The sequence below is a fragment of the Actibacterium atlanticum genome (genome assembly GCF_000671395.1).
Lineage (GTDB): Bacteria > Pseudomonadota > Alphaproteobacteria > Rhodobacterales > Rhodobacteraceae > Actibacterium_D > Actibacterium_D atlanticum.
In genome coordinates, this window is record NZ_AQQY01000001.1 from 553,520 (window position 1) to 575,493 (window position 21,974).

At 58.6% G+C, this 21,974-nt stretch carries 23 protein-coding genes; 15 read left to right on the top strand and 8 right to left on the bottom strand.

The features are described 5' to 3' along the window. Positions 1 to 56 precede the first annotated feature (56 nt). The 6 genes from ATO10_RS02785 to ATO10_RS02810 form a co-directional block, all read right to left on the bottom strand. Positions 57 to 1,355 carry a branched-chain amino acid ABC transporter permease gene (locus ATO10_RS02785; RefSeq protein ID WP_035247692.1) on the bottom strand — a complete coding sequence of 433 codons (1,299 nt, stop codon included), beginning with the start codon at positions 1,353 to 1,355 and terminating at the stop codon, positions 57 to 59. Continuing rightward, positions 1,352 to 2,362 carry a branched-chain amino acid ABC transporter permease gene (locus ATO10_RS02790; protein WP_035248323.1) on the bottom strand — a complete coding sequence of 337 codons (1,011 nt, stop codon included), beginning with the start codon at positions 2,360 to 2,362 and terminating at the stop codon, positions 1,352 to 1,354. Before ATO10_RS02790 ends, ATO10_RS02785 begins: the two co-directional genes overlap by 4 nt. After that, positions 2,362 to 2,724 carry a hypothetical protein gene (locus ATO10_RS02795; RefSeq protein WP_035247693.1) on the bottom strand — a complete coding sequence of 121 codons (363 nt, stop codon included), beginning with the start codon at positions 2,722 to 2,724 and terminating at the stop codon, positions 2,362 to 2,364. The genes ATO10_RS02790 and ATO10_RS02795 overlap by 1 nt, the downstream gene beginning before the upstream one ends. A gap of 1 nt (position 2,725) precedes the next feature. Next, entirely contained in the window at positions 2,726 to 3,436 is a 711-nt protein-coding gene (locus tag ATO10_RS02800; RefSeq protein WP_035247695.1) for an ABC transporter ATP-binding protein, read from the bottom strand. Further along, positions 3,429 to 4,217 (bottom strand): ABC transporter ATP-binding protein, encoded by a 789-nt coding sequence (locus ATO10_RS02805; protein WP_035247698.1) that lies wholly within the window; start codon positions 4,215 to 4,217, stop codon positions 3,429 to 3,431. Before ATO10_RS02805 ends, ATO10_RS02800 begins: the two co-directional genes overlap by 8 nt. Positions 4,218 to 4,302: 85 nt before the next feature. Then, positions 4,303 to 5,484 carry an ABC transporter substrate-binding protein gene (locus tag ATO10_RS02810; RefSeq protein WP_035247701.1) on the bottom strand — a complete coding sequence of 394 codons (1,182 nt, stop codon included), beginning with the start codon at positions 5,482 to 5,484 and terminating at the stop codon, positions 4,303 to 4,305. Positions 5,485 to 5,616: 132 nt separating this feature from the next. On the opposite strand from ATO10_RS02810, the gene ATO10_RS02815 reads away from it, so the two are divergent. Together ATO10_RS02815 and ATO10_RS02820 are read left to right on the top strand one after the other, a co-directional pair. After that, positions 5,617 to 6,036: a hypothetical protein gene (locus ATO10_RS02815; RefSeq protein WP_035247703.1), complete on the top strand. Its 420-nt coding sequence runs from the start codon at positions 5,617 to 5,619 to the stop codon at positions 6,034 to 6,036. A 142-nt stretch (positions 6,037 to 6,178) separates the two neighbouring features. Next, positions 6,179 to 7,546, top strand: coding sequence for a class II 3-deoxy-7-phosphoheptulonate synthase (locus ATO10_RS02820; RefSeq protein ID WP_035247706.1), 1,368 nt, complete (start codon positions 6,179 to 6,181; stop codon positions 7,544 to 7,546). Positions 7,547 to 7,550: 4 nt separating this feature from the next. Here the strand turns inward: ATO10_RS02820 and ATO10_RS02825 are convergent, their stop codons facing one another. After that, the gene (locus tag ATO10_RS02825; protein WP_051597901.1) at positions 7,551 to 8,255 is read right to left on the bottom strand and encodes a PAS domain-containing protein; all 705 of its coding nucleotides are present in this window, start codon (positions 8,253 to 8,255) and stop codon (positions 7,551 to 7,553) included. A gap of 144 nt (positions 8,256 to 8,399) precedes the next feature. Here ATO10_RS02825 and ATO10_RS02830 point away from each other — a divergent pair, with 144 nt between their 5' ends. Genes ATO10_RS02830 through ATO10_RS02850 form a run of 5 tightly spaced genes read left to right on the top strand, consistent with a single transcriptional unit; the run spans position 8,400 to position 12,529 of the window. Further along, a complete protein-coding gene (locus ATO10_RS02830; RefSeq protein WP_238323347.1) occupies positions 8,400 to 9,278 on the top strand; it encodes a YicC/YloC family endoribonuclease in 879 nt (292 codons plus the stop codon). 3 nt (positions 9,279 to 9,281) lie between these two features. Beyond that, on the top strand, positions 9,282 to 9,920 hold the full coding sequence (gene gmk / locus ATO10_RS02835; RefSeq protein WP_035247711.1) for a guanylate kinase: 639 nt from the start codon (positions 9,282 to 9,284) through the stop codon (positions 9,918 to 9,920). Between the two features lie 3 nt (positions 9,921 to 9,923). Beyond that, positions 9,924 to 10,442, top strand: a complete 519-nt coding sequence (locus ATO10_RS02840; protein ID WP_035247714.1) for a gamma carbonic anhydrase family protein — start codon at positions 9,924 to 9,926, stop codon at positions 10,440 to 10,442. A 47-nt stretch (positions 10,443 to 10,489) separates the two neighbouring features. Beyond that, positions 10,490 to 11,296, top strand: coding sequence for an alpha/beta hydrolase (locus tag ATO10_RS02845; RefSeq protein ID WP_051597902.1), 807 nt, complete (start codon positions 10,490 to 10,492; stop codon positions 11,294 to 11,296). 54 nt (positions 11,297 to 11,350) lie between these two features. Then, entirely contained in the window at positions 11,351 to 12,529 is a 1,179-nt protein-coding gene (locus ATO10_RS02850) for a trans-sulfuration enzyme family protein (RefSeq protein ID WP_035248328.1), read from the top strand. On the opposite strand, the gene ATO10_RS02855 is transcribed toward ATO10_RS02850, so the two are convergent. Beyond that, the gene (locus ATO10_RS02855) at positions 12,530 to 12,904 is read right to left on the bottom strand and encodes a hypothetical protein (RefSeq protein WP_035247716.1); all 375 of its coding nucleotides are present in this window, start codon (positions 12,902 to 12,904) and stop codon (positions 12,530 to 12,532) included. It lies immediately after the preceding gene. A 247-nt stretch (positions 12,905 to 13,151) separates the two neighbouring features. On the opposite strand from ATO10_RS02855, the gene ATO10_RS02860 reads away from it, so the two are divergent. The 8 genes from ATO10_RS02860 to ATO10_RS02895 all read left to right on the top strand — a co-directional run bounded on the left by ATO10_RS02860 (position 13,152) and on the right by ATO10_RS02895 (position 21,831). Continuing rightward, a complete protein-coding gene (locus ATO10_RS02860; RefSeq protein ID WP_035247719.1) occupies positions 13,152 to 14,192 on the top strand; it encodes an ATP-binding protein in 1,041 nt (346 codons plus the stop codon). A gap of 169 nt (positions 14,193 to 14,361) precedes the next feature. Beyond that, complete coding sequence (locus ATO10_RS02865) at positions 14,362 to 15,396, top strand: substrate-binding domain-containing protein (protein WP_035247722.1); 1,035 nt, start codon at positions 14,362 to 14,364, stop codon at positions 15,394 to 15,396. Positions 15,397 to 15,487: 91 nt separating this feature from the next. Continuing rightward, positions 15,488 to 16,984: a phosphate ABC transporter permease subunit PstC gene (gene pstC / locus ATO10_RS02870; protein WP_035247725.1), complete on the top strand. Its 1,497-nt coding sequence runs from the start codon at positions 15,488 to 15,490 to the stop codon at positions 16,982 to 16,984. Beyond that, positions 16,981 to 18,339, top strand: a complete 1,359-nt coding sequence (gene pstA, locus ATO10_RS02875) for a phosphate ABC transporter permease PstA (RefSeq protein WP_035247728.1) — start codon at positions 16,981 to 16,983, stop codon at positions 18,337 to 18,339. The genes pstC and pstA overlap by 4 nt, the downstream gene beginning before the upstream one ends. A gap of 12 nt (positions 18,340 to 18,351) precedes the next feature. Beyond that, on the top strand, positions 18,352 to 19,149 hold the full coding sequence (pstB, locus tag ATO10_RS02880) for a phosphate ABC transporter ATP-binding protein PstB (protein ID WP_035247729.1): 798 nt from the start codon (positions 18,352 to 18,354) through the stop codon (positions 19,147 to 19,149). 14 nt (positions 19,150 to 19,163) lie between these two features. Next, a complete protein-coding gene (phoU, locus tag ATO10_RS02885) occupies positions 19,164 to 19,883 on the top strand; it encodes a phosphate signaling complex protein PhoU (protein ID WP_035247731.1) in 720 nt (239 codons plus the stop codon). Continuing rightward, entirely contained in the window at positions 19,880 to 20,572 is a 693-nt protein-coding gene (gene phoB / locus ATO10_RS02890) for a phosphate regulon transcriptional regulator PhoB (protein WP_035247732.1), read from the top strand. The genes phoU and phoB overlap by 4 nt, the downstream gene beginning before the upstream one ends. 149 nt (positions 20,573 to 20,721) lie before the next feature. Beyond that, complete coding sequence (locus ATO10_RS02895; protein WP_202898643.1) at positions 20,722 to 21,831, top strand: cytochrome-c peroxidase; 1,110 nt, start codon at positions 20,722 to 20,724, stop codon at positions 21,829 to 21,831. The last annotated feature ends 143 nt before the right edge of the window (positions 21,832 to 21,974 follow it).

Consider the following 21,974-nt stretch of genomic DNA (forward strand, 5'->3'; position numbering starts at 1 on the left):
CCGTTCACAGTTTTTCCATTGAATTAGCCCTTTACCCACTCTGACTTACCTTGAGTTCAACGTTCAGGGATCAATCCGCGCGGGCTAAAGCGCAGCACCAGCAGCAGCACAACCCCCATCGTCAGCAGGCGCATATGGGCGGCGCTGTCCAGAAGGTGTTCTTTTACTGCGCTGCCATCGGCCATGCCAGCGGTCACGGAGTTCATGATGAATTGGCCCAACGGTTCGACCTGAACCCACAGGAACCAGATCAGGAATCCACCCAGTACCGCGCCAAAGTTGTTGCCCGAGCCGCCCACGATCACCATCACCCAGATCAGGAAAGTGAAGCGCAGTGGGCTGTAGGTCCCGGGGGTAAGCTGCCCGTCCAACGTTGTCATCATGGCTCCTGCGATACCGCAAATGACCGAGCCAAGAATGAAGATTTGCAAATGGCGGGATTTGACGTTCTTGCCCATGGCTTCGGCCGCGGTTTCATTGTCGCGGATGGCCCGTATCATGCGCCCCCAAGGCGAGTTCAACGCCAGCTGAGCCAGCACCAAAAGTCCGACCAACACCGCGGTAAACAGCAGGCTATAGCTGATCTTTACGAACAGGGTCGATGCCGTGACCGGGTCCATCCCCAGACCCTCGGCACGCGCTACGAACGCGGTACTTTGTTGTAGATCGACTTCTAAGGGCACGGGGCGGGGCAGGCCGTTGACGTTCTTCACGCCGCGCGCCAGCCAATCCTCGTTTTTCAGAACAGCGATCAAAATCTCGGCGATCCCCAAGGTGGCAATCGCCAGATAGTCAGACCGAAGCCCAAGCGCCGTCTTGCCGATCACCCAAGCTGCAATCGCGGCCAGCAAACCGCCCACGGGCCATGCCAGCAGCACCGGCAGGCCCAACCCGCCAAGATTGCCCTGAAGCGCGGGATTGATGGCCTCGACGGCGTCGACGGCCGGGTCAAAGACCCCGCGGAACAGGAAGAAACCACCGATCAGCAAGGCCAGCAACGTAAGGGAGCGGCCCCATCCTCGGGGCAATTTCAGCCATGCCAGGATCGCGCCAATGATCGTCGCTGCGCCCAACAGCAGGGCCAGCACGATACGTGGCCCACCGGCTTGCCATGCCTCGGGCACCGGCGCGGTAGAGGTGATTACCACCGCCAACCCGCCCAGGGCCACAAAGCCCATGACGCCAACGTTGAACAGCCCGGCAAACCCCCATTGCAGGTTCACCCCCAAGGCCATGATTGCCGAAATCAGCCCCATGTTCACAATCGCCAGCGCCGCGTTCCAGCTTTGCAAAAAGCCGGTAAGCACGATCAGCGAAGCCACCACACCGAAAAGCGAAAGGTCCCGCGTTGTCATACCGATTTCCCCTTAAACAGCCCGGTGGGTTTGAACAGCAGCACGATCACCAAAATCATGAAGCTGACGGCGAATTTGTAATCTGTCGACAACAGCTGGACCAATCCGCTGGGGTCCAGAGCATCGGGCATCAAATAGGTCAGTACCTTTTTCCAGGCATAGGTGATTGTGACCTCGGAATAGGCGACGACAAACCCGCCCGCGATGGCACCCAGCGGATTGCCCAGCCCTCCCACGATGGCCGAGGCAAAGATCGGCAGCAATAAGTGGAAATAGGTGAACGGTTTGAAGGATTTATCCAATCCATAAAGCGTGCCCGCGATGGTCGCCAAGGCCGCGACGATCACCCATGTGATCATCACCACGCGTTCCGGGTTGATGCCGGACAGCAGCGCAAGATCCTCGTTGTCGGAAAACGCGCGCATGGATTTGCCGGTGCGGGTGCGGTTCAAAAACCAAAACAGCGCCGCGACTACGATCACCGCCGTGACGATGGTTATCGCTTGGGTGGACCGCAGGGCCAGCCCCTCGGACAAGCCGGTCATTTCCTTGAAATCGCGGGCCTTGATGATGAAGCGCGCGCCATCGGCAAAGCGTTCTTCCTCGGGGCCGATGATGAACCGCACAAGGCCGTTCATCACGAACATCACGCCCATGGAAACGATGACCAGAATAACCGGCGCGGCTTTTTGTTTTCGATAGAACTGATAGACCACCCGGTCCGTCCCAAGCACCAGCAGAGCGGTCACCGCGATGCCAAAGGGCAGGGCCAGCAGCGCCGTGGGCAGGGCGCCAAAGCTAATGCCCACGGACTGGAACAACCAGGTGAACAGGATCGTCGCCATGGTGCCAAAGGCCATGGTGTCGCCATGGGCAAAGTTTGAAAACCGCAGGATGCCGTAAATCAGCGTCACACCCAAAGCGCCCAAAGCCAGCTGCGCGCCATAAGCGGTGGCCGGGATGATCACGAAATTGGTCAGCGCGACCAAGGCGTTGAGGAACTCAATCATACGCCAAACTCCTTGCAATCGCCCTCGTGCACGACGGAAAACGCGCCGTCGCCCCAGCCGTGCAGGGTCAGGATGGCTTGGCCGTTCTCAAAGATACTCAGGAAGTACGCCGAGTCCGCCACAAGATCCGAGGATAACGCAAACTGCCCGGGGCCATCTTCAAACAGGGGGATCATCGGAATTTCTTCGACCGAGGTGAACAAGGTCCACTGGTCAGCGTCATAGATCAAATTCGCTTCAAGGATGGACGCGATACAGGCCATATCGGCAGGGCATTGGCGGATCATTTCGCACTCGTACCCGGCTGAAAAAGCAGGAGAAGCGAGGGTGATGCATGCGGCGGTGAGCATAGTTTTCATGTTACCCTCCCAAGAACGTACGGCGGACTTCGGGGTCGGCCAGAAGGGCTTGTCCGGTGTCGGTATAGGCATTGCGCCCTTGCACCAGAACATAGCCTTTATCTGCAATTTCAAGCGCTTGTCGGGCGTTTTGTTCGACCATCAGGATCGAAATGCCGGTGCGAGCAACCTCGATGATGCGATCAAACAGCTCGTCCATCACAATCGGGCTGACGCCTGCTGTGGGTTCGTCCAGCATCAACAGTTTCGGCTGAGTCATCAACGCACGGCCCACGGCGACCTGTTGGCGTTGGCCGCCGGACAGCTCTCCGGCGTGCTGATTGCGTTTGTCGCGCAGGATCGGGAACAGCTCATAGACCTGTTCCATTGTGTCGCGATAGTCATCGGTGCGGATGAACGCGCCCATTTCAAGGTTCTCTTCGACGGTCATGGTGGTGAAAATGTTGTTCACCTGCGGCACAAAGCCCATGCCCTTGCCGACGCGGGCTTGTGGGGTCAGGCTGGTGATATCTTCGCCATCCAGCACCACGCGGCCGGTGTGGATATTCAGCATTCCGAACACCGCTTTCATCGCGGTGGATTTGCCAGCGCCATTGGGCCCGACGATCACCGCGATTTCGCCCTTTTCAACGGCCAAAGTGCAGCCGTGCAGGATATCCGCGCCGCCATAGCCGCCGGTCATTTCCTCACCGATCAGGAAGGGATCAGCCATTGGCTTCCTCCTTGATCTTGTTTTTCAGACCGGTGCCCAGATAGGCCTCGATCACCGCTTCGTTTTGCATGATTTCCTTGGCGTTGCCTTGGGCCAGTACCTTGCCTTCGGCCATCACAATCACCGGATCACACAGGCGGGCAATGAAATCCATGTCGTGTTCGATCAGGCAAAACGTATAGCCGCGTTCCTGGTTGAGCCGCACGATGGCGTCACCAATGGTGTTCAAAAGGGTGCGGTTCACTCCGGCGCCGACTTCGTCCAGAAAAACGATCTTGGCGTCGACCATCATGGTGCGGCCCAGTTCCAAAAGCTTTTTCTGACCGCCAGACAGGTTTCCGGCCTTTTCATTGGCCAGATGGTCGATCGTCAGAAATGCCAGAACTTCGTCGGCCTTTCGCGCCAGTTCGCGTTCCTCGGCCGCAATCGCACCGCGCCGAAACCAGGTGTTGATCAGGCTTTCACCGGATTGGCCGCCCGGCACCATCATCAGGTTTTCGCGCACGGTCATCGAGGAAAACTCATGCGCGATCTGAAAAGTGCGCAGCAGACCTTTATGGAACAGCTCGTGCGGGGGCAGCCCGGTGATGTCCTCGCCCGCCATGGTCACGCGGCCCGCTGTGGGCGGCAACACCCCGGCGATCACGTTGAACAGCGTGGATTTCCCGGCGCCATTGGGTCCGATCAACCCGGTGATCGACCCCGTTTGGATTTCAATAGACGCATCATCAACGGCCCGAAAACCGCCGAAATGTCTGTGCAGACCTTCAACTGTGATCAATATATATCCCCCGGGGCCGGTTTTTTGGTGGCCCTCGTTAGAAACACGGCCCGGGTCATGCCCGGGCCGATAATGCTTTGTTAGATCAGCGGAATTTCACGGTTGTGAAGGCGCCATCTTTGATCTCGACCTCGCGGTAACCACCGGCGGCTTCGCCCGGCTCGATCAGTTCAAGTGCGGTCGCGCCGACATAGTCGATCTCGCCGCCATTGGCCAAGATTTCAAGCGCTTTGGGCAGCTCACCGGGCAGGATCGGCTCGCCGGGGGCGTTGCTGACCGCATAGACGAAATCCTTGTAGACCGCCGGATCGGTGGATTTGGCTGCCGCCATAGCCAGCCCCATCAGAGCGCCCGCGTCATAACCTTCGGACGAGTAGGGGGCGGTGCCGTCAAAGCCAGCCGCTGTGGCCAGTTCAAAATACACTTCGGTTCCCGCCGAGTCGCTGCCGGGCACGGTGCCAAACGACCCTTCAATCTCGGTGCCGAAAGCGTCAGAGATACTGTCGCCGACCATTGCATCGGGCAATACGAAAGCGTCGAATGCGCCCGTATCAAGCGCGGCGCGGATGATGCCGGGGCCACCCTGATCCAGATAGCCGACGACCACCAGCATTTCACCGCCTGCCGACGCCATGGAACCGACTTCCGCCGAGTAATCCGCTTTGCCGTCTTCGTGAGCGGCTTCAATGGTGATCTCGCCGCCGATGGCTTTGAACGCCGACGAGAAGGAATCCGCCAGGCCTTTGCCATAGTCGTTGTTGGTATAGGTCACGGCGACACTGGTCACACCGCGCTCGTTCAGAACTTCGGCCAGAACCTGCCCCTGACGGGCGTCCGAAGGCGAGGCGCGGAAGAACAGGCCATTGTCTTCGATATCTGTCAAAGCCGGAGACGTTGCCGAGGGTGAAAACAGCACCATGCCATTAGGCAGGGCCACGTTTTGCAGGATGGCGATGGTTGCGCCAGAGCACAGCGCGCCAATAATACCGTCAACGTCTTCGGCGATCATACGTTCCCCGACCGAAGTCGCGATGCCCGCATCGACACAGCTGCTGTCGCCACGCACCGTAGAGATCGTCGACCCCCCAAAGAAATTTGCATCACCGCTCATTTGCGCCAAGGCCAGTTCGGCCCCATCCGCCATGCCCGGCGCCAGCGATTCAGCCGGTCCGGTAAAGCCCAGTGCGATACCTAGCTTCACTTCTTCTGCGGTGGCAGCCCCTGCCGCCAAAGCTGTAAGCGCAGTTGCCATCAGCAATTTTTTCATGTGAACGACTCCCGTGTTGGTTTTTATAACAAAAGCCTAGTTTGACCTTTTGGAAAAGAAAAGCACGTTGACGTAGTGTTGCGAAAGGCAGACGTTAAATTCACCCGGCATTTGATGGAGCGGAGGTCCTCTATGTTGCGTAATTTCCTGATTGCCCTTTTCGTCGCCGTTATTGTGATGCCCGGACAGCCCATGGCGCAGGATGTGCCGTTTGCCACGCGCGAGTCGTTTTATGAATTTGTCGATAGCCATATGGCCAAACGCGATTTTGGCACGCAGGTATCCCGGCTGGGGGGGGCAGATGAATATAGCCCTGAAGAGATCGTCGCAGCGGATGCACAGCTTAAGCGCGCCTTGCCCTATGCGCTGACCGGAAAAGCCGTGCTGCGTACCCGCGAGATGCAGGCCGGCTTTCGCGAAGAGCTGGTCGTGTATTGGGGCGAACAAGGCTATCTTTGGTGTTACTTCCTGTTGCACGAACGCGAGGAAGGCCTGCTGGTGGTGCGGTTCAATTACAACACCAGTTCCGACGTGATTTTCGAGCTGTTTTGACGCGCCCGCCCCTGATGTAGGCGCTAACAGTTCAAGAAACCTTCACAAAACCCCACGGCTATAGTCCGATTTTATATCTGGCGCGGGCGCTGGGATTTTCGTATAAGCGCCCCTCTGATTAACCGCCCCTTGGAGCAAGACAATGAGCAACTGGCAAAAATCTGACTGGAGAACCAAACCGCGGATCCAGATGCCGGACTATACGGATATGGACGCGCTGCACGCTGTAGAGGCCCAGCTGTCCAAGTATCCGCCGCTTGTCTTTGCGGGCGAGGCCCGGCGTCTGAAAGCTAAACTGGCCGATGCATCGCGCGGTGAAGCCTTCCTTTTGCAAGGCGGCGACTGTGCAGAAAGCTTCTCGGAATTCAGCGCCGACACCATTCGCGACACGTTCAAAGTGCTGCTGCAGATGGCTGTTGTTCTGACCTACGGCGCGAAGGTGCCGGTGGTGAAGGTTGGCCGTGTGGCCGGCCAGTTCGCCAAGCCGCGCTCGGCCCCCACGGAAACCGTGGATGGTGTAGAGCTACCCAGCTATCGCGGCGATATCATCAACGGCTTTGATTTTACTCCGGAAGACCGCATTCCCGACCCGCAGCGCATGTTGCAGGCCTATACGCAGGCCGCCGCGTCGCTGAACCTGCTGCGCGCGTTTTCCAAAGGGGGCTTTGCCGATATCCATCGCGTACACAGCTGGACCCTTGGGTTCACCGAAGGTCAGGAAGCGCAGAAGTACCGCGACATGGCCGCGCGTATTTCCGACACGCTGGATTTCATGTCGGCGGCTGGCGTTGACGGTGGCAATTCGGCCCGTCTGTCGCAGGTGGATTACTTCACCAGCCACGAGGCGTTGCTTCTGGAATACGAAGAGGCTCTGACACGCGTGGATTCGACCACGGGTCAGATGGTGGCGGGCTCTGGTCACATGATCTGGATCGGCGATCGCACCCGTCAGCCGGACGGCGCGCATGTAGAGTTCTGCAGTGGCGTGATCAACCCGATTGGTCTGAAATGCGGCCCGACCACCACGGCCGAGGATCTGAAGGTTCTGTTGAACAAGCTGAACCCTGAAAACGAGGCAGGGCGTCTGACCCTGATCGCGCGTTTTGGGGCTGGCAATGTGGGCGACCACCTGCCGCGTTTGATCAAAGCCGTTCAGGAAGAAGGCGCCAACGTGGTCTGGTCGTGCGATCCGATGCACGGCAATACGATCAAGTCCGCCTCGGGATACAAAACCCGCCCGTTTGACAACGTGTTGCGCGAAGTTCAGGAGTTTTTCGCCATCCACAAGGCCGAGGGCACCGTTCCCGGCGGCGTGCATTTCGAGATGACCGGCAAGGACGTGACCGAATGCACCGGTGGTGTGCGTGCCGTAAAGGACGAAGACCTGTCGGATCGTTACCACACCGCTTGCGACCCGCGTCTGAACGCGTCGCAGTCGCTGGAACTGGCTTTCCTTGTTTCCGAAGAGCTGTCAGATCGCCGTCACGCAGAACAACGCGCGGCGATGTAAGTGATCAGTCATCAGCCTTGATGACACGAAGGGCCGGGCGCTTTGCGTTCGGCCCTTTGCGTTGCACGAACTGCTCATAGATTTCTTCCATCCCCTGAGTCTGCGTGCTGCGGTCGGCCGTGGGATATTGCTGCCCCTCGCGACGGGTCAGTGGCCGGGGTTGATGCCCCTCGACGATCAGGCGGCAGGGCGGCGGAGTCATTTCGCCCGACACTTCCAGCACGCCCAAAGCGCGGGTGATCTGGCCGAAATCATCACGCAAAGGTAACAGCAACATCGCGCCCCCGACCAGGGGGTGGGTCTGTGTGCCCCGCAACGTCAGGCGCAGGCATTGCGGCCCGTCGAAAACCTGCTCGATCATCGTGTCCAGCTTGGCCCGTTCTTCCGGGTCAAACATCGCATGCAAAGGCATAGAGCGCAGATCCATTCCCATCATCCGGTTCAACGCTTCCCCTGACAGACGCACCCGCGCCAGAGTGCCGGGCTGACGCTCGACGATAAAAGCGTTGTGGATGGCCCGTTCCAGCCCGCGCGGATCAACATCCCCGCGCGCAGGCACATCGCGCCCGTTGCGCAGCGCGTCCCAATAGGCCTCCACCTCGTTCAGCAGCGGCTGGCAGGGCTGCATATCAGCTGCAGACCCGGTCATGGCACCGTGATATTTGGCGAAATCAACAATATTAGCCCCCTGGCTGGCCTGTAGATCCATTTTACACCACCTCAAAGCGAATTTAGCTGCGTTGTCGCCCGATGCAGTGCTGTGCTAACGCTAGGACGAGAACGGTTACCCGAGCCTTAACATGGCATGATTTGTCGAAAATTGAGGGATAAATAAATACAAATGGTTAACTCAATGACTGGATTTGCGGCCTTGAGCGGGGCCGGGCAGGGGTATCGCTGGAACTGGGAGCTGCGCAGCGTCAACGGCAAGGGCTTGGATCTGCGGTTGCGGATGCCCGATTGGATCGCCGGGTTGGAACAGGCGGTGCGCGCTGATCTGGGCAAGGCCGTCGGGCGGGGCAGTGTCACGCTGAACCTGCGGGTCAGCCGCGATGAGGTCTCTGCGGCGACCGCGATTGATGAAGACGCGCTGCGCGCCAATCTGAACGCGCTGGCTCATATCGAACAGGTTGCCGCTGCGCAGGGGATGCAACTGGCACCGACCAGAGCCGCCGATATTCTGGCCCTGCGCGGGGTGGTGCAAGCCGCCTCGGGCGAAGAGGACAGCGCGCCGCTGAAAGCCGCGCTGTTGGCTGAATTGCCCAAGCTGATCAGTGGTTTCAATGAAATGCGCGCCAATGAGGGCGCGGCGCTGAACACGGTTCTGATGGGCCATCTGACCACGATCGAAGACCTTGTGCGCCAGGCGATGGACGCCGCTGAGGCCCGCAAAGACGCTATGTCAGACACGTTGCGCGGCAATCTGGCCCGTGTCATGGACAACGCGGATGGTGCCGATGCCGACCGCGTGGCGCAGGAGCTGGCGCTGATCGCGGTGAAATCCGACATCCGCGAGGAGCTGGACAGGCTGGAAGCCCATGTGCTGGCGGCGCGCGCGCTGTTGGGCAAATCCGGCCCGATTGGCCGCAAGCTGGATTTCCTGATGCAAGAGTTCAACCGCGAGGCCAACACCCTGTGTTCCAAGTCGCAAGACAGTGCATTGACCCGGATCGGGCTTGACCTGAAGGCCACCATCGATCAGATGCGCGAACAAGTTCAGAACGTGGAGTAAGACATGGCCGACCGTCGCGGGTTACTTATTATCCTGTCCTCGCCCTCGGGCGCTGGGAAATCGACTTTGGCGAAACGGCTGATGGAATGGGATCCAGAACTGAGCTTTTCGATCTCGGCCACCACCCGTGCCCCGCGCCCCGGCGAGGAGCACGGGCGCGAGTATTACTTCTTAACGGATGACGCCTTCAAAAAGCAGGTTGCTGAAAGCGGTATGCTGGAACATGCGCATGTGTTCGGCAATTTCTACGGCTCGCCCGCCGGGCCGGTGAAGGCCACCATCGAGGCAGGGCGCGACGTATTGTTTGACGTCGATTGGCAGGGCGAGCAGCAAATCCGCAACTCGGACCTTGGCAAGCACGCTTTGTCGATCTTTATCCTGCCGCCCTCGATCACCGAATTGCACCGCCGATTGGTCAGCCGCGGGCAAGACAGCGACGAGGTGATCGCGCGCCGGATGCAGAAAAGCTGGGACGAGATCAGCCACTGGGGCGCTTACGATTACGTGCTGGTAAACGATGATCTGGAAGAGACCTTCGCGCGCCTGAAAACCATCGTCGAGGCCGAGCGCATGCGCCGCGAACAGCAACCGATGCTGCAAGATCACGTCCGTAGCCTGCATAGCGAATTTGAGGAGATGTAAGTCATGATTTATGCGCTGGACGGGATCGCGCCTGAACTGGACGACGAAAGCTGGATCGCGCCGGATGCCAACCTGATCGGCAAGGTGCGGGTGGCGGCTGGGGCCTCGGTCTGGTTTGGCTGCACGCTGCGCGGCGACAATGAATACATCACCGTGGGGCAGGGCAGCAATGTGCAGGAAAACTGCGTGCTGCATACTGACATGGGTTACCCGCTGACCATCGGGCGCGATTGTACGATTGGCCATAAGGCAATGTTGCATGGCTGCACGATTGGGGATGAGAGCCTGATCGGCATGGGGGCAACCGTGCTGAACGGCGCCAAGATTGGCAAAAACTGCCTGATCGGGGCCGGGGCGCTGATTACCGAGGGCAAAGAGATTCCCGATGGCTCGCTTGTGATGGGCGCGCCGGGCAAGATCGTGCGCCAACTGGATGGGGCCGCGATTGAAGGCTTGCGCAAGTCGGCGGCGGGCTATCAAGCCAATGCCAAACGGTTTCGCGCAGGGATGACGCCCGTCTAAGAGACGGAAAATCATGGCTACTGCGTTGATCCAGGGGAGGAGAGATCATGCGCGTGTTGACCTTGCTATGTTTCGTTTTCTGGAGCGCGATGGCCGTGGCCAGTCCGCAGCCTACCGCCCGGGACGTGTCGTATGGCCCTGATCCGGCGCATATGCTGGATGTGTACCTGCCTGAAACATTGGCGCGCGCGGCGCCGGTTATGGTCATGGTTCACGGCGGTGCCTGGGCCAAGGGCGACAAGGCCAATGCCGCAGTTGTTGGTAATAAGGCTGAATACTATCTGGCGCGCGGATATATTTTTGTCTCTGTCAATTATCGTCTGATCCCAAAAGCTTATCCCGCAGATCAGGCGCGTGACGTCGCACAGGCACTGAGGTTTGTTCAGAGCCAGCTGGGGGCTTGGCGTGGCCGGGAAATGGTCGTGATGGGGCATTCAGCCGGGGCGCATCTGGTGGCATTGGTTTCGGCCGATCCGGCACGTTATGACCTTGCCCCATGGCAGTGCACCATCCTGCTGGACAGTGCGGCCCTGGATGTTGAGGCGCAGATGAGCAATGACCCGGAACGTTTCCTGATCGCAGCCTTTGGCACCGATGCGGCCAGTTGGCCTGCTGTCTCGCCTCAGGCGCAGGTGACAGGCACCGCCGCGCCCTATCTGATTGTTTGTTCTTCCAAACGCAAAAGCCCCTGTGATCAGGCCGAAAGTTTTGCCCAGGCGGTTATCGTTAAAGGCGGGAGCGCGCAGGTTGCCCCCGTCGCGCTACGCCATCGTGCAATCAATGTCTCTTTGGGTTTGGGCCACGATTACACCAAACGCGTCGACCAGTTTTTGCAAAGCTTGGGCCTGCCCTGATTGCACCTTCTGCCAAAAGGCGGCACCATCGGCCAAACTCTTACCGAGGTTCATATGTCTGACATCCCCAAAACCCTTGTTCGTCGCACCCCATGGCCGCAAAGCGCGTCGCGCCCGGTGGGCACGCCGTTGCAGCCTTCGGTGGTCTATGCCTCGGACAGTCCCGATGCGCTGGATGCGCAATACGATGGGCATGCCAGCGGGTATACCTATGCGCGTGAGGGCCACCCGAACGCCGATGTTCTGGCACAAAAGATCGACATGTTGGAAGGCGTGAGCGGCGGGATCGTGCTGGGCTCGGGCATGGCGGCGGTCTCGGCTGTGCTGATGGGCCTGCTTGGCACAGGGGATCACGTTCTGGGGGCGGATCAGCTGTATGGCCGTTCGTTGCGGCTGATGGCCGAAGACTTGCCGCGGTTTGGGGTTGAGACCTCGCTGGCTGACCCGACGGATGCCGCGGCCATGCGTGCCGCGATCCAGCCCAATACCCGGATGATCTTGGTCGAGCTGGTCTCGAACCCCACCCTGCGGGTCGCTGATTTTGAGGCCATCCGCGCTTTGGCGGCCGACGTGGGCGCGCTTTTGGTGGTGGACAACACCTTCACTACGCCGCGCGGATTTCGCCCCTTTGATCACGGCGCCGATGTGGTGCTGCATTCGGTGACTAAACTGCTGGCGGGCCATTCGGATGTCACACTGGGTTATGTCGCGGCGCGCGACAAGACGCTGCGCGACAAGATATATACGCTGGCCGTGACCATGGGGCTGACGCCCAGCCCGTTTGATTGCTGGCTGGCAGAACGGGGATTGTACAGTTTCGAGCTGCGCTATGACCGGGCAGAGGAAAACGCCGCCCAGCTTGCAGATTTCCTGGCCGGGCAGGAGGCGGTGAAACGGGTGCTATATCCCGGCCGTGCGGATCACCCCGATCACACGCGTGCCGCAGCGCTGTTGGGCGCGCGTTTTGGCAATATGGTAAGTTTCGAGTTGCACGGAGGGCGCACCGCAGCGAATGCCTTTACCCAAGCCTGCCCGGATGTGGCCTTTGCGCCGACGCTGGGGGACATTGGCACAACGCTGTCGCATCCGGCGTCCAGTTCGCATCGTGCCCTGACAGCCGAGGGCCGGGCGGCACTTGGAATCTCGGAAGGGTTTTTCCGGGTGTCGGTCGGGGTCGAGCCAATCGAACTTCTGAAACAAGAGTTCGCCAAAGGCTGTATTGCCGCGCTGTGATCAGTGTGACGCGCGCGGAATTAGCTGAACTTTGATCCCCGGACAAATCTGGTGCAATTCGCGCGTGACGATCTCGGGCCGGGGCAGGGCAGGGACGATCACCGAATAGACCCCCCGAAACCCGACGCGTTGCAGTTCATGCGCCAGGTCCATGGCATCGAAATGCTCTGCCACCAGCGGTGACACCACATGCTTTGCAAAAGGCGCGCTGCTGAGCGCGGCGTGCAACAAGGTGAAAGGCAGGAATTCACAGCGTGTGCGTTGAAGGCCTCCGGTGAAATCTGGGAGGCTGCCGCGTTCCATTCCGATAACCAGTACCAAATCGCGCGGGCTCAGGTCCGATGAGGTGTTCGGTAGTTCTTGAATTCGGTTCATGCCTATCCCTCCCGCAGTTGGGCAGTGCTGGGATGGAGCATGATAATCCTGTGCGGCATAGTGCAATCCGTGTAATGCGCAGGCATCGTTCTACATTTAGTTGATTAAAATTGATTTTATTTCTTGAGGGAAGTCAATTGCGTGCTGTGGAGCGAAGAAACTTTGTGACATACACAGTTTTGCGTGGTCCGCAGGGGGCTATGCATAAATATGTAACAGATATATCAGTTAATACCCGGACCATCATATGAGCCACGAACTTACGAAATCTGTATTGGCCGCTGTGCCCGTGCCATGTGTCTTGGTTGGTCACGATGAACGGGTTTTGACCGTCAACGCCCCGGCGCAGGCCCTGTTTGGCCCCGGGGGCGAGGGGCGCCATTACTATACCTATCTGCGTCAGCCTGCACTGTTGGATTGTGTCGAAACCACCCTGCGTCTGCGCAGCACCCGGCAAATCCGATATCTGACAACCGATATGAACCGCGATGCCACTTTCGAGGTTTCAGCCAGCCCGGTCGAAGGCAGCAGCGGAGAGGCAGTTCTTCTTTGTTTTGAGGATGTTACGCAGCTAGAACAAGCCGGAGAAATCCGCCGCGACTTTGTTGCCAATGTCAGCCACGAGCTGAAAACCCCTTTGACTGCGCTTTTGGGCTTTATTGAAACGCTGGGCGGCGCGGCGCGTGATGATGCGCAGGCCCGGGATCGCTTTCTTGCGATCATGTTGCGCGAAGCTGAACGGATGAACCGCCTTGTGCGCGACTTGCTGTCCCTAAGCCGCGTAGAAAGCGAAGAGCGCATGCGCCCCACTGAGCGGGTCGATATTGTGCGCTTGGTCAACAATGCCGCGGCCCCTTTGCGTGCCATCGCCGATGACGCCGAGGTAGAGCTGGAACTGATCGGACACAAGGCGCCGGTTTTTGTGCAGGGTGACGAGGATCAGCTGACTCAGGTTTTCACCAATCTGATCGAAAATGGAATCAAATACGGGACCAGCGGCACGAAGGTAACGGTTGCCGTGACCTACACACACCGCGAGCTGGCCTTCCGCGGGCCGGGCGTGCGGGTAGATGTCATCGACTATGGCGAAGGATTCGATCCGGTGCATATTCCGCGACTCACCGAGCGGTTTTACCGAGTCGACAGTCACAGATCGCGTGAAATGGGGGGCACTGGTCTGGGTTTGGCAATTGTGAAGCATATTGTTAACCGACATCGCGGTCGCTTCCGTATCGAAAGCCAAATCGGTGAAGGCAGCAAGTTTTCTGTCGTTTTGCCCGTGGATTAACGGTTTATTTACCGTTTCGACAACTCAATTGATTTGTCTAATTTAAGACAATCATCCGCGTTGTCATAAAACCGTTACGTATGTGTCACAAAAGCATTGCGTGCTCTCCTTAGGAGCGTGTCACCGGCCCTGATGAGAGGGGCCATCTACAAGACATCAGGAGCTCTAAATGTCCTTTGTTAAATTGACCGCCTCCACTCTGGCGATCGCTGCCATTTCCGCAACTGCTGCTGCCGCACGTGACAACGTGCAGGTTGCCGGTTCCTCGACCGTTCTGCCCTACGCTTCGATCGTTGCTGAAGCTTTCGGTGAAAACTTCGACTTCCCGACCCCCGTTGTTGAATCGGGCGGCTCCTCGGCTGGTCTGAAGCGCTTCTGCGAAGGTGTTGGCGAAAACACCATCGACGTTGCAAACGCGTCGCGCAAAATCAAAGACAAAGAAGTTGCTGCTTGCGCCGAAGCTGGCGTAACCGACATCATCGAAGTGCGCATCGGCTATGATGGCATCGTGTTCGCGTCGCAAATCAACGGCCCGGCCTACACTGCTTTCACCCAGGAAGACATCTTCAACGCGCTGTCGGCCAAAGTTGTCGTAGACGGCGCTCTGGTTGAAAACACCAACAAGCAGTGGGCTGACTTCAACGCTGACCTGCCCGCCGCTGACATCGCTGCTTTCATCCCCGGCACCAAGCACGGCACCCGTGAAGTGTTCGAAGAAAAAGTGATGGTTGAAGGTTGTAAAGCCGCTGGCGCTTTTGATCTGTACATGGCTGCAAACGGTGGCGACAAGAAAGCCGCTGGCAAAGCTTGCTACGAAGTACGTACCGACGGCGTTTCGGTCGACATCGACGGCGACTACACCGAAACCCTGGCCCGCATCGACGCAAACCCGAACGGCATCGGCGTCTTCGGTCTGGCTTTCTACGAAAACAACACCGACAAGCTGAAGGTTGCTACCATGGCTGGCGTTGTTCCCTCGACCGAGTCGATCGCAACCGGCGAATACCCCGTATCGCGCCCGCTGTTCTTCTACGTCAAGAAAGCCCACATCGGCGTGATCCCCGGCCTGAAAGAATACGCTGAGTTCTTCGTTTCGGAAGAAATCGCAGGTGGTGACGGCCCGCTGGCCGAGTACGGCCTGGTTTCGGACCCCGAGCTGGAAATGACTCAAGAAGCTGTTGCTTCTGAAAAAACCATGAACTAAGCCGCCTCTCGGCGACTTAGCTGGGGTGGCGCATATTTCGCGCCACCCTTTCCCCACTTTTAGGACCTTTTCCGAGAAATAAGAGGGGCTCATGCCTGTCCTTTGGATCGTTTTGATTGTGCTTACACTTGGTGGTGTGGGCTTTGTCATTGGGCGCATGCGCGCGATGGCTTCGGCAGACGGCGATCCGCGCCATCTGCACTCTCTGCCCAACTACTATGGCACCCATGTTTTTCTGGCTGTCACAGTTCCTTCGATGCTGCTGTTGGTGATGTGGTTGTTGGTGCAGCCTCTGGTGATCAACAGTCAGGTGTCGAGCCTGATCCCACAAGAAGCCGTTTCTGAAGGTTCCAGCTTGGGATTGATGATGGCCGATGTGCGCCGTGTGGCGGATGGGCTGGATACAGCTGTGGCCGCAGGCGCGATGACCTCGGAGGAAGCCAGCCAGATCCGCACGGAATTTACCGACATCCGCGAGCGTCTGGGCGCCGTTGGTGTTGCCCTTGGCTCGGACGTCCGTCCCGAAGTTTTGAAAGCCGCGCAACGCTATCGCGAACTTAGCGGACGCTATGGCCTGATCATGGCGGTTGTGATCATCGGGATCGCACTGGCGGGCATGGCCTTTGCCTGGAGCCGCAGCCACGCCGAATTCCGCGCCCGTAATGTTGTGGAATCGGCGATCAAGTCGCTGCTGATCCTGGCCTCGTCCATCGCCATCCTGACCACGGTCGGGATCGTCCTGTCGCTGATCTTCAATACGATCGAGTTCTTTAAACTCTATCCGGCGGCTAACTTCTTCTTTGAGCCGACATGGCTGCCTTCGTTTGGTGGCGGCACGGACAGCGATGGCAACCCGCTATCGAAACTAGGCATTCTGCCGCTGCTGTGGGGGACGCTGTACATTTCGGTGATTGCTCTGCTGGTGGCGGTGCCGATTGGTCTGTTTGCCGCGATCTATCTGTCGGAATACGCCGGTCCCGCGACCCGCGCCTTTGCCAAGCCGATGATTGAGGTTCTGGCCGGTATCCCGACCATCGTTTACGGCCTGTTCGCGCTGCTGACGGTCGGCCCGTTGCTGGTTGATGTGTTTGGCGCGGGTGGCTTGTTGAATGTCAGCTGGATGCAAGGTGGCACCGCCGTGATGACGGCAGGTCTGGTGATGGGGATTATGCTGATCCCGTTTGTCAGCTCGCTGTCGGATGACATCATCAACGCAGTGCCGCAGGCGATGCGCGATGGTTCTTTGGGGCTGGGCGCAACCAAATCCGAAACCATCAAGCAGGTTGTCCTGCCCGCAGCCCTTCCGGGCATCGTGGGCGCGATCCTGTTGGCCGCCTCGCGCGCCATTGGGGAAACCATGATCGTGGTGCTGGGGGCAGGGGCCGCCGCGCGCCTGTCGATGAACCCGTTTGACGCCATGACCACCGTGACCGCCAAGATCGTCAGCCAGCTGACGGGCGATGCGGACTTTGCCTCGCCCGAGGCGCTAGTGGCCTTTGCTCTGGGCATGACGCTCTTCTTGGTCACCCTCGGCCTGAACATCTTCGCGCTTTATATCGTGCGCAAATACCGGGAGCAGTACGAATGACTGACGCAACCGCAAACCCGGTGCAGCCCGACGGCCGCAAGCATGGCTCTTTGCTGCAGCAGGACGCCCGCATCAAACGCCGCAACGCCTCTGAGGCCCGGTTCAAGTTCTACGGTATTCTGGCCGTGGCCACGGGTCTGTTCTTTCTGGTCGCGCTGCTGTGGGCGATTATCAGCAACGGCACCGGCGCTTTTAGCCAGACCTATTTAACGGTTCAGGTTGAGCTGCTGGAAAGCAAGCTGGACAAGAAGGGCAACCGGGACATTGCCGACATCAAAAAGGTGTCGACCTTTGGGTATACCCCGCTGATTCAGGACGCGCTTTTGAAAGAGGTTCAGGATCGTGGGATCGAAACCGAATTCGCCAAAAAGAAAGACATGAAAGCGCTGATATCGGCCTCGGCTGCGGCGCAGGTGCGCGATCACGTGATTGCCAACCCTGATCTGATCGGCCAAACCGTTGAGTTCCGTGTGCTGGCCTCCAGCCGTGTCGATGGCTATCTGAAAGATCGCGTCAGCCGTGAAAGCGTGGCGCGCGACAAGAACATCTCACCCGCGCATCTGGATCTGACAGACGCCTTGGTTGAGGCCGGGGTGATCAAGAAGATCTTCAATCTGGACTTTATTCTTGGCTCGGATGCTTCGGATACCCGCCCCGAAGCCGCAGGCATGGGGGTTTCGATGCTGGGGTCGTTGTTCATGATGCTGGTGGTGCTGGGCCTGTCCTTGCCTATTGGTGTGGCCGCCTCGATCTATCTTGAGGAATTCGCCCCGCAAAACCGCTGGACTGACCTAATTGAGGTGAACATCTCGAACCTTGCTGCGGTGCCGTCAATCGTGTTCGGTATTCTGGGTCTGGCGGTGTTCATCCAGTTTGCGCATCTGCCGCAATCGGCACCTTTGGTCGGTGGTCTGGTGCTGACGCTGATGACCCTTCCGACCATCATCATCGCCACGCGTGCCTCGCTTAAGGCTGTGCCGCCCAGCATCCGTGACGCGGCGCTGGGGGTTGGTGCGTCGAAGATGCAGTCGGTGTTCCACCATGTGCTACCGCTGGCCGCACCGGGCATCCTAACCGGCACCATCATCGGTCTTGCACAGGCTTTGGGTGAAACCGCGCCGCTGCTGCTGATCGGGATGGTGGGTTTTATCGCCTCGAACTATCCCGAAGGGGTGCTGGACGGCTTTGTGGCCCCGAACTCGGCCATGCCAGCCCAGATTTACGAATGGGCTAAACGCGCCGACCCGGCGTTTTACGAACGCGCCTGGGGCGGGATCATCATTCTCTTGGTGTTCCTGATCACCATGAATATCATTGCCATCATCCTGCGTCGTCGCTTTGAGCGCCGCTGGTAAAGGAACGTCACCATGAACGACATGCGAATTGTGGAGAGAAAAGTGGACGCCAACGAGGTCAAGATTTCCGCGCGAACCTGCCAAGTCTACTATGGCGACACCCATGCGATCAAAGACGTGGATGTCGACATTCAGGACAAGACGGTTACCGCCTTCATCGGCCCGTCGGGCTGTGGCAAGTCCACTTTCCTGCGTTGTCTTAACCGAATGAATGACACGATCGACATCTGCCGCGTCGAAGGCGATATTCATCTGGATGGCGAAGACATCTATGACCCCAAGGTCGATCCGGTGCAGTTGCGTGCCAAGGTGGGGATGGTGTTCCAGAAACCCAACCCTTTCCCCAAGTCGATCTATGACAACATCGCCTATGGGCCGCGGATTCACGGTCTGGCAAAAACCAAGGCTGATCTGGACGAGATCGTCGAGAAATCCCTGCGCCGTGGCGCGATCTGGGACGAGGTCAAAGACCGCCTGCATGCGCCGGGCACGGGTCTGTCGGGCGGGCAACAACAACGTCTGTGCATTGCGCGCGCCATTGCGACCGAACCCGAAGTTCTGCTGATGGATGAACCCTGTTCGGCACTGGACCCGATTGCGACGGCGCAGGTCGAGGAACTGATCGACGAACTGCGTGCACGTTACTCGGTCGTGATCGTGACCCACTCGATGCAGCAGGCCGCGCGCGTCAGCCAGAAGACCGCCTTCTTCCACCTGGGCAACCTGGTTGAATTTGGCGAGACCGGGCAGATTTTCACCAATCCGCAAGACCCGCGGACGGAAAGCTATATCACTGGCCGGATCGGCTAAGCGAGGACTGACAGATGTCTGAGAACGCACATATCGTATCGTCCTATGACCGTGATCTGGAGGCAATTCAGGCCCTGATCATGAAGATGGGGGGGCTGGCCGAGGCCGCCATTCTGGACGCCGCCAAATCGCTGGAACGTCGCGACGAAGAACTCGCCGAGAAAGTCACCCGTGGCGATGCCGCGATTGATGCTCTTGAAGAGCAGGTCAACGAAGAATGCGCCCGGCTTCTGGCGCTGCGCCAGCCGCAGGCCGGTGACTTGCGCACCGTGCTGACGGTGATGAAAATCTCGTCCAACCTGGAACGCGTTGGGGACTATGCCAAGAACCTTGCCAAACGGACTTCGGTTCTGGTGCAGTTGCAACCGATTGACGGGGCCGGGGGCGCGATCCGCCGCATGGCCAAAACCGTCGAAGGCATGCTGAAGGATTCATTGGATGCCTATATCCAGCGCGACGCTGAACTGGCCGAAGACGTGCGTCAGCGCGACCACGATGTCGACCAGATGTACAACGCGCTGTTTCGCGAATTCCTGACTTTCATGATGGAAGACCCGCGCAACATAACCGCCTGTATGCATTTGCATTTTATCGCCAAGAACATCGAACGCATGGGCGATCACGCCACGTCGATTTCGGAACAGGTGATCTATCTGGCGACCGGTGAAATGCCCGAAGACGACCGCCCGCGTGGTGGCCGACTTTCGGTGGATATGGCAGAGGCCCCGGAATGAGCAGCGTCGAACAACCCACCGTTCTTGTGGTCGAGGACGAGCCCGCGCAGCGCGAGGTTCTGGCCTACAACCTTGAGGCCGAAGGCTTTGCCATCGCCAAGGCAGAAAATGGCGAAGAGGCGCTGGTGCTGGTTGATGAAGCCGCGCCAGACATCATCGTGCTGGACTGGATGCTGCCCAATGTCTCGGGCATCGAAGTGTGCCGCCGTCTGAAATCGCGCGCCGATACCCGCAATATTCCGATCATCATGCTGTCGGCCCGTGCCGAAGAGGTGGACCGCGTGCGTGGGCTAGAAACCGGCGCCGATGACTATGTGGTCAAGCCGTACTCGGTGGTTGAACTGATGGCGCGCGTGCGCACGCAGCTGCGCCGGACACGCCCTGCCACGGTTGGTGAGCGTCTGGAATTCGAAGACATCGTGCTGGATGCCGAAACCCACAAGGTTTTCCGCGATACCAAGTCGTTGAAGCTGGGCCCGACCGAGTTCCGCCTGCTGTCGACCTTCATGGAAAAACCCGGCCGGGTCTGGAGCCGCGAACAGCTGCTGGACCGTGTCTGGGGCCGCGATATTTACGTCGATACCCGTACGGTGGATGTGCATATCGGTCGATTGCGTAAAGCGCTTTGCCAGCATGGAGGTGAAGACCCGGTGCGTACCGTGCGCGGCGCTGGATACGCCTTGGGCTAACCCAATTCCGACAAAAAATATCAGAAAACTGATCCATATCAGTTTTCCCCACTGAGTATCTTGCCTATATGACCGTAAGGATACGGATCATGTCGGCTGGGATGTCTCGAAAATCATTGATTATCTGTACGGTTTTGCTGGGCAGCCTGATGGGGTCTGCTCAGGCTTCGCGCACGCATGATCAGACCGCGGCGCTGGCTCGCCTTGAAGCCCTTGGCGAAGCCTTGTTCTTTGATGAAAACCTGTCAAAAAACCGAACCCAATCCTGCGCCTCCTGTCATGATCCGGAACACGGGTTTTCTGATCCAAGGGCCGGGGCGGCCTCGTTGGGCGATGACGGTCGCTCTTTGGGGGATCGCAACGCGCCCACGGCCTCTTATGCGGCGTTTACCCCCGCGTTTCACCGCAACGACGCAGGCACATGGGTGGGCGGCCAATTTTGGGACGGGCGCGCCGCCAGCCTTGAGGATCAGGCCGCTGGTCCGCCGCTCAACCCGATTGAAATGGGGATGGCCGACGCGGCAAGCATCGTGGCACGTTTGAAAGAAAACCCGGCCTATATCAGCGCATTTGACGCGATCTTTGGCGAAGGGGTGTTGGATGACCCCATCCAAGGCTACCAGGCCATGACCAAAGCCATCGCCGCATTCGAGCGCACCGATCTTTTCGCCCCGTTTGACTCAAAATACGACCGTGCCCTGCGCGGAGACTATACCATGACCCGGATGGAAGAGCTTGGTCAGTTGCTGTTCTTTTCGCAGCAGTTCACCAATTGCAATCAATGCCATCAGTTGCGTCGATCCGCCGTCGCGCCGGATGAAACCTTCAGCAACTATGAATACCACAACATCGGGGTGCCGGTGAATGACGCGCTGCGCGCCCAGAACGGCGTAAAGGCGGGGTTTGTCGATCAGGGTTTGTCGGCAAATTCTCAGGTGGATGACCCAAAGCAGGATGGCAAATACAAGGTTCCGACCTTGCGCAACGTTGCCGTAACCGGCCCCTATATGCACAACGGCGTGTTCACCGATCTGCGCACCGTCGTGCTGTTTTACAACAAATACAACTCCAAGGCGCAGGCGCGACAGATCAACCCCGAAACCGGCGCGCCGTGGCGCATGCCCGAAGTTCCGGCCACGCTGTCGGTCAAGGAACTGACCCATGGCCCGGCGCTGGAAGACGTGCGGGTGGACGCTTTGGTGGCGTTCATGAAGACCCTCACGGACGCGCGCTACGAGCACCTTCTGACCCAAGATTAAGCCTGGTCCCGCTCGGCGGAAATCCCCGGATCGCAATTTTGCAAGATTGTCAGGAATCACTTTCTTGACTACGCTTTTTGGACTGCCCCGTATTTAGGGTGCGAAATATTATTTTATTATAGGGGTTTAGCCCCTTTTTTTTG

Coding starts and splice junctions, on each gene's coding strand:
- ATO10_RS02785 (WP_035247692.1), bottom strand. CDS start 1,355: ATGACAACGCGGGACCTTTCGCTTTTCGGTGTGGTGGCTTCGCTGATC.
- ATO10_RS02795 (WP_035247693.1), bottom strand. CDS start 2,724: ATGAAAACTATGCTCACCGCCGCATGCATCACCCTCGCTTCTCCTGCT.
- ATO10_RS02800 (WP_035247695.1), bottom strand. CDS start 3,436: ATGGCTGATCCCTTCCTGATCGGTGAGGAAATGACCGGCGGCTATGGC.
- ATO10_RS02810 (WP_035247701.1), bottom strand. CDS start 5,484: ATGAAAAAATTGCTGATGGCAACTGCGCTTACAGCTTTGGCGGCAGGG.
- ATO10_RS02815 (WP_035247703.1), top strand. CDS start 5,617: ATGTTGCGTAATTTCCTGATTGCCCTTTTCGTCGCCGTTATTGTGATG.
- ATO10_RS02820 (WP_035247706.1), top strand. CDS start 6,179: ATGAGCAACTGGCAAAAATCTGACTGGAGAACCAAACCGCGGATCCAG.
- ATO10_RS02825 (WP_051597901.1), bottom strand. CDS start 8,255: ATGGATCTACAGGCCAGCCAGGGGGCTAATATTGTTGATTTCGCCAAA.
- ATO10_RS02830 (WP_238323347.1), top strand. CDS start 8,400: ATGACTGGATTTGCGGCCTTGAGCGGGGCCGGGCAGGGGTATCGCTGG.
- gmk (WP_035247711.1), top strand. CDS start 9,282: ATGGCCGACCGTCGCGGGTTACTTATTATCCTGTCCTCGCCCTCGGGC.
- ATO10_RS02840 (WP_035247714.1), top strand. CDS start 9,924: ATGATTTATGCGCTGGACGGGATCGCGCCTGAACTGGACGACGAAAGC.
- ATO10_RS02845 (WP_051597902.1), top strand. CDS start 10,490: ATGCGCGTGTTGACCTTGCTATGTTTCGTTTTCTGGAGCGCGATGGCC.
- ATO10_RS02850 (WP_035248328.1), top strand. CDS start 11,351: ATGTCTGACATCCCCAAAACCCTTGTTCGTCGCACCCCATGGCCGCAA.
- ATO10_RS02855 (WP_035247716.1), bottom strand. CDS start 12,904: ATGAACCGAATTCAAGAACTACCGAACACCTCATCGGACCTGAGCCCG.
- ATO10_RS02860 (WP_035247719.1), top strand. CDS start 13,152: ATGAGCCACGAACTTACGAAATCTGTATTGGCCGCTGTGCCCGTGCCA.
- ATO10_RS02865 (WP_035247722.1), top strand. CDS start 14,362: ATGTCCTTTGTTAAATTGACCGCCTCCACTCTGGCGATCGCTGCCATT.
- pstC (WP_035247725.1), top strand. CDS start 15,488: ATGCCTGTCCTTTGGATCGTTTTGATTGTGCTTACACTTGGTGGTGTG.
- pstA (WP_035247728.1), top strand. CDS start 16,981: ATGACTGACGCAACCGCAAACCCGGTGCAGCCCGACGGCCGCAAGCAT.
- pstB (WP_035247729.1), top strand. CDS start 18,352: ATGAACGACATGCGAATTGTGGAGAGAAAAGTGGACGCCAACGAGGTC.
- phoU (WP_035247731.1), top strand. CDS start 19,164: ATGTCTGAGAACGCACATATCGTATCGTCCTATGACCGTGATCTGGAG.
- phoB (WP_035247732.1), top strand. CDS start 19,880: ATGAGCAGCGTCGAACAACCCACCGTTCTTGTGGTCGAGGACGAGCCC.
- ATO10_RS02895 (WP_202898643.1), top strand. CDS start 20,722: ATGGGGTCTGCTCAGGCTTCGCGCACGCATGATCAGACCGCGGCGCTG.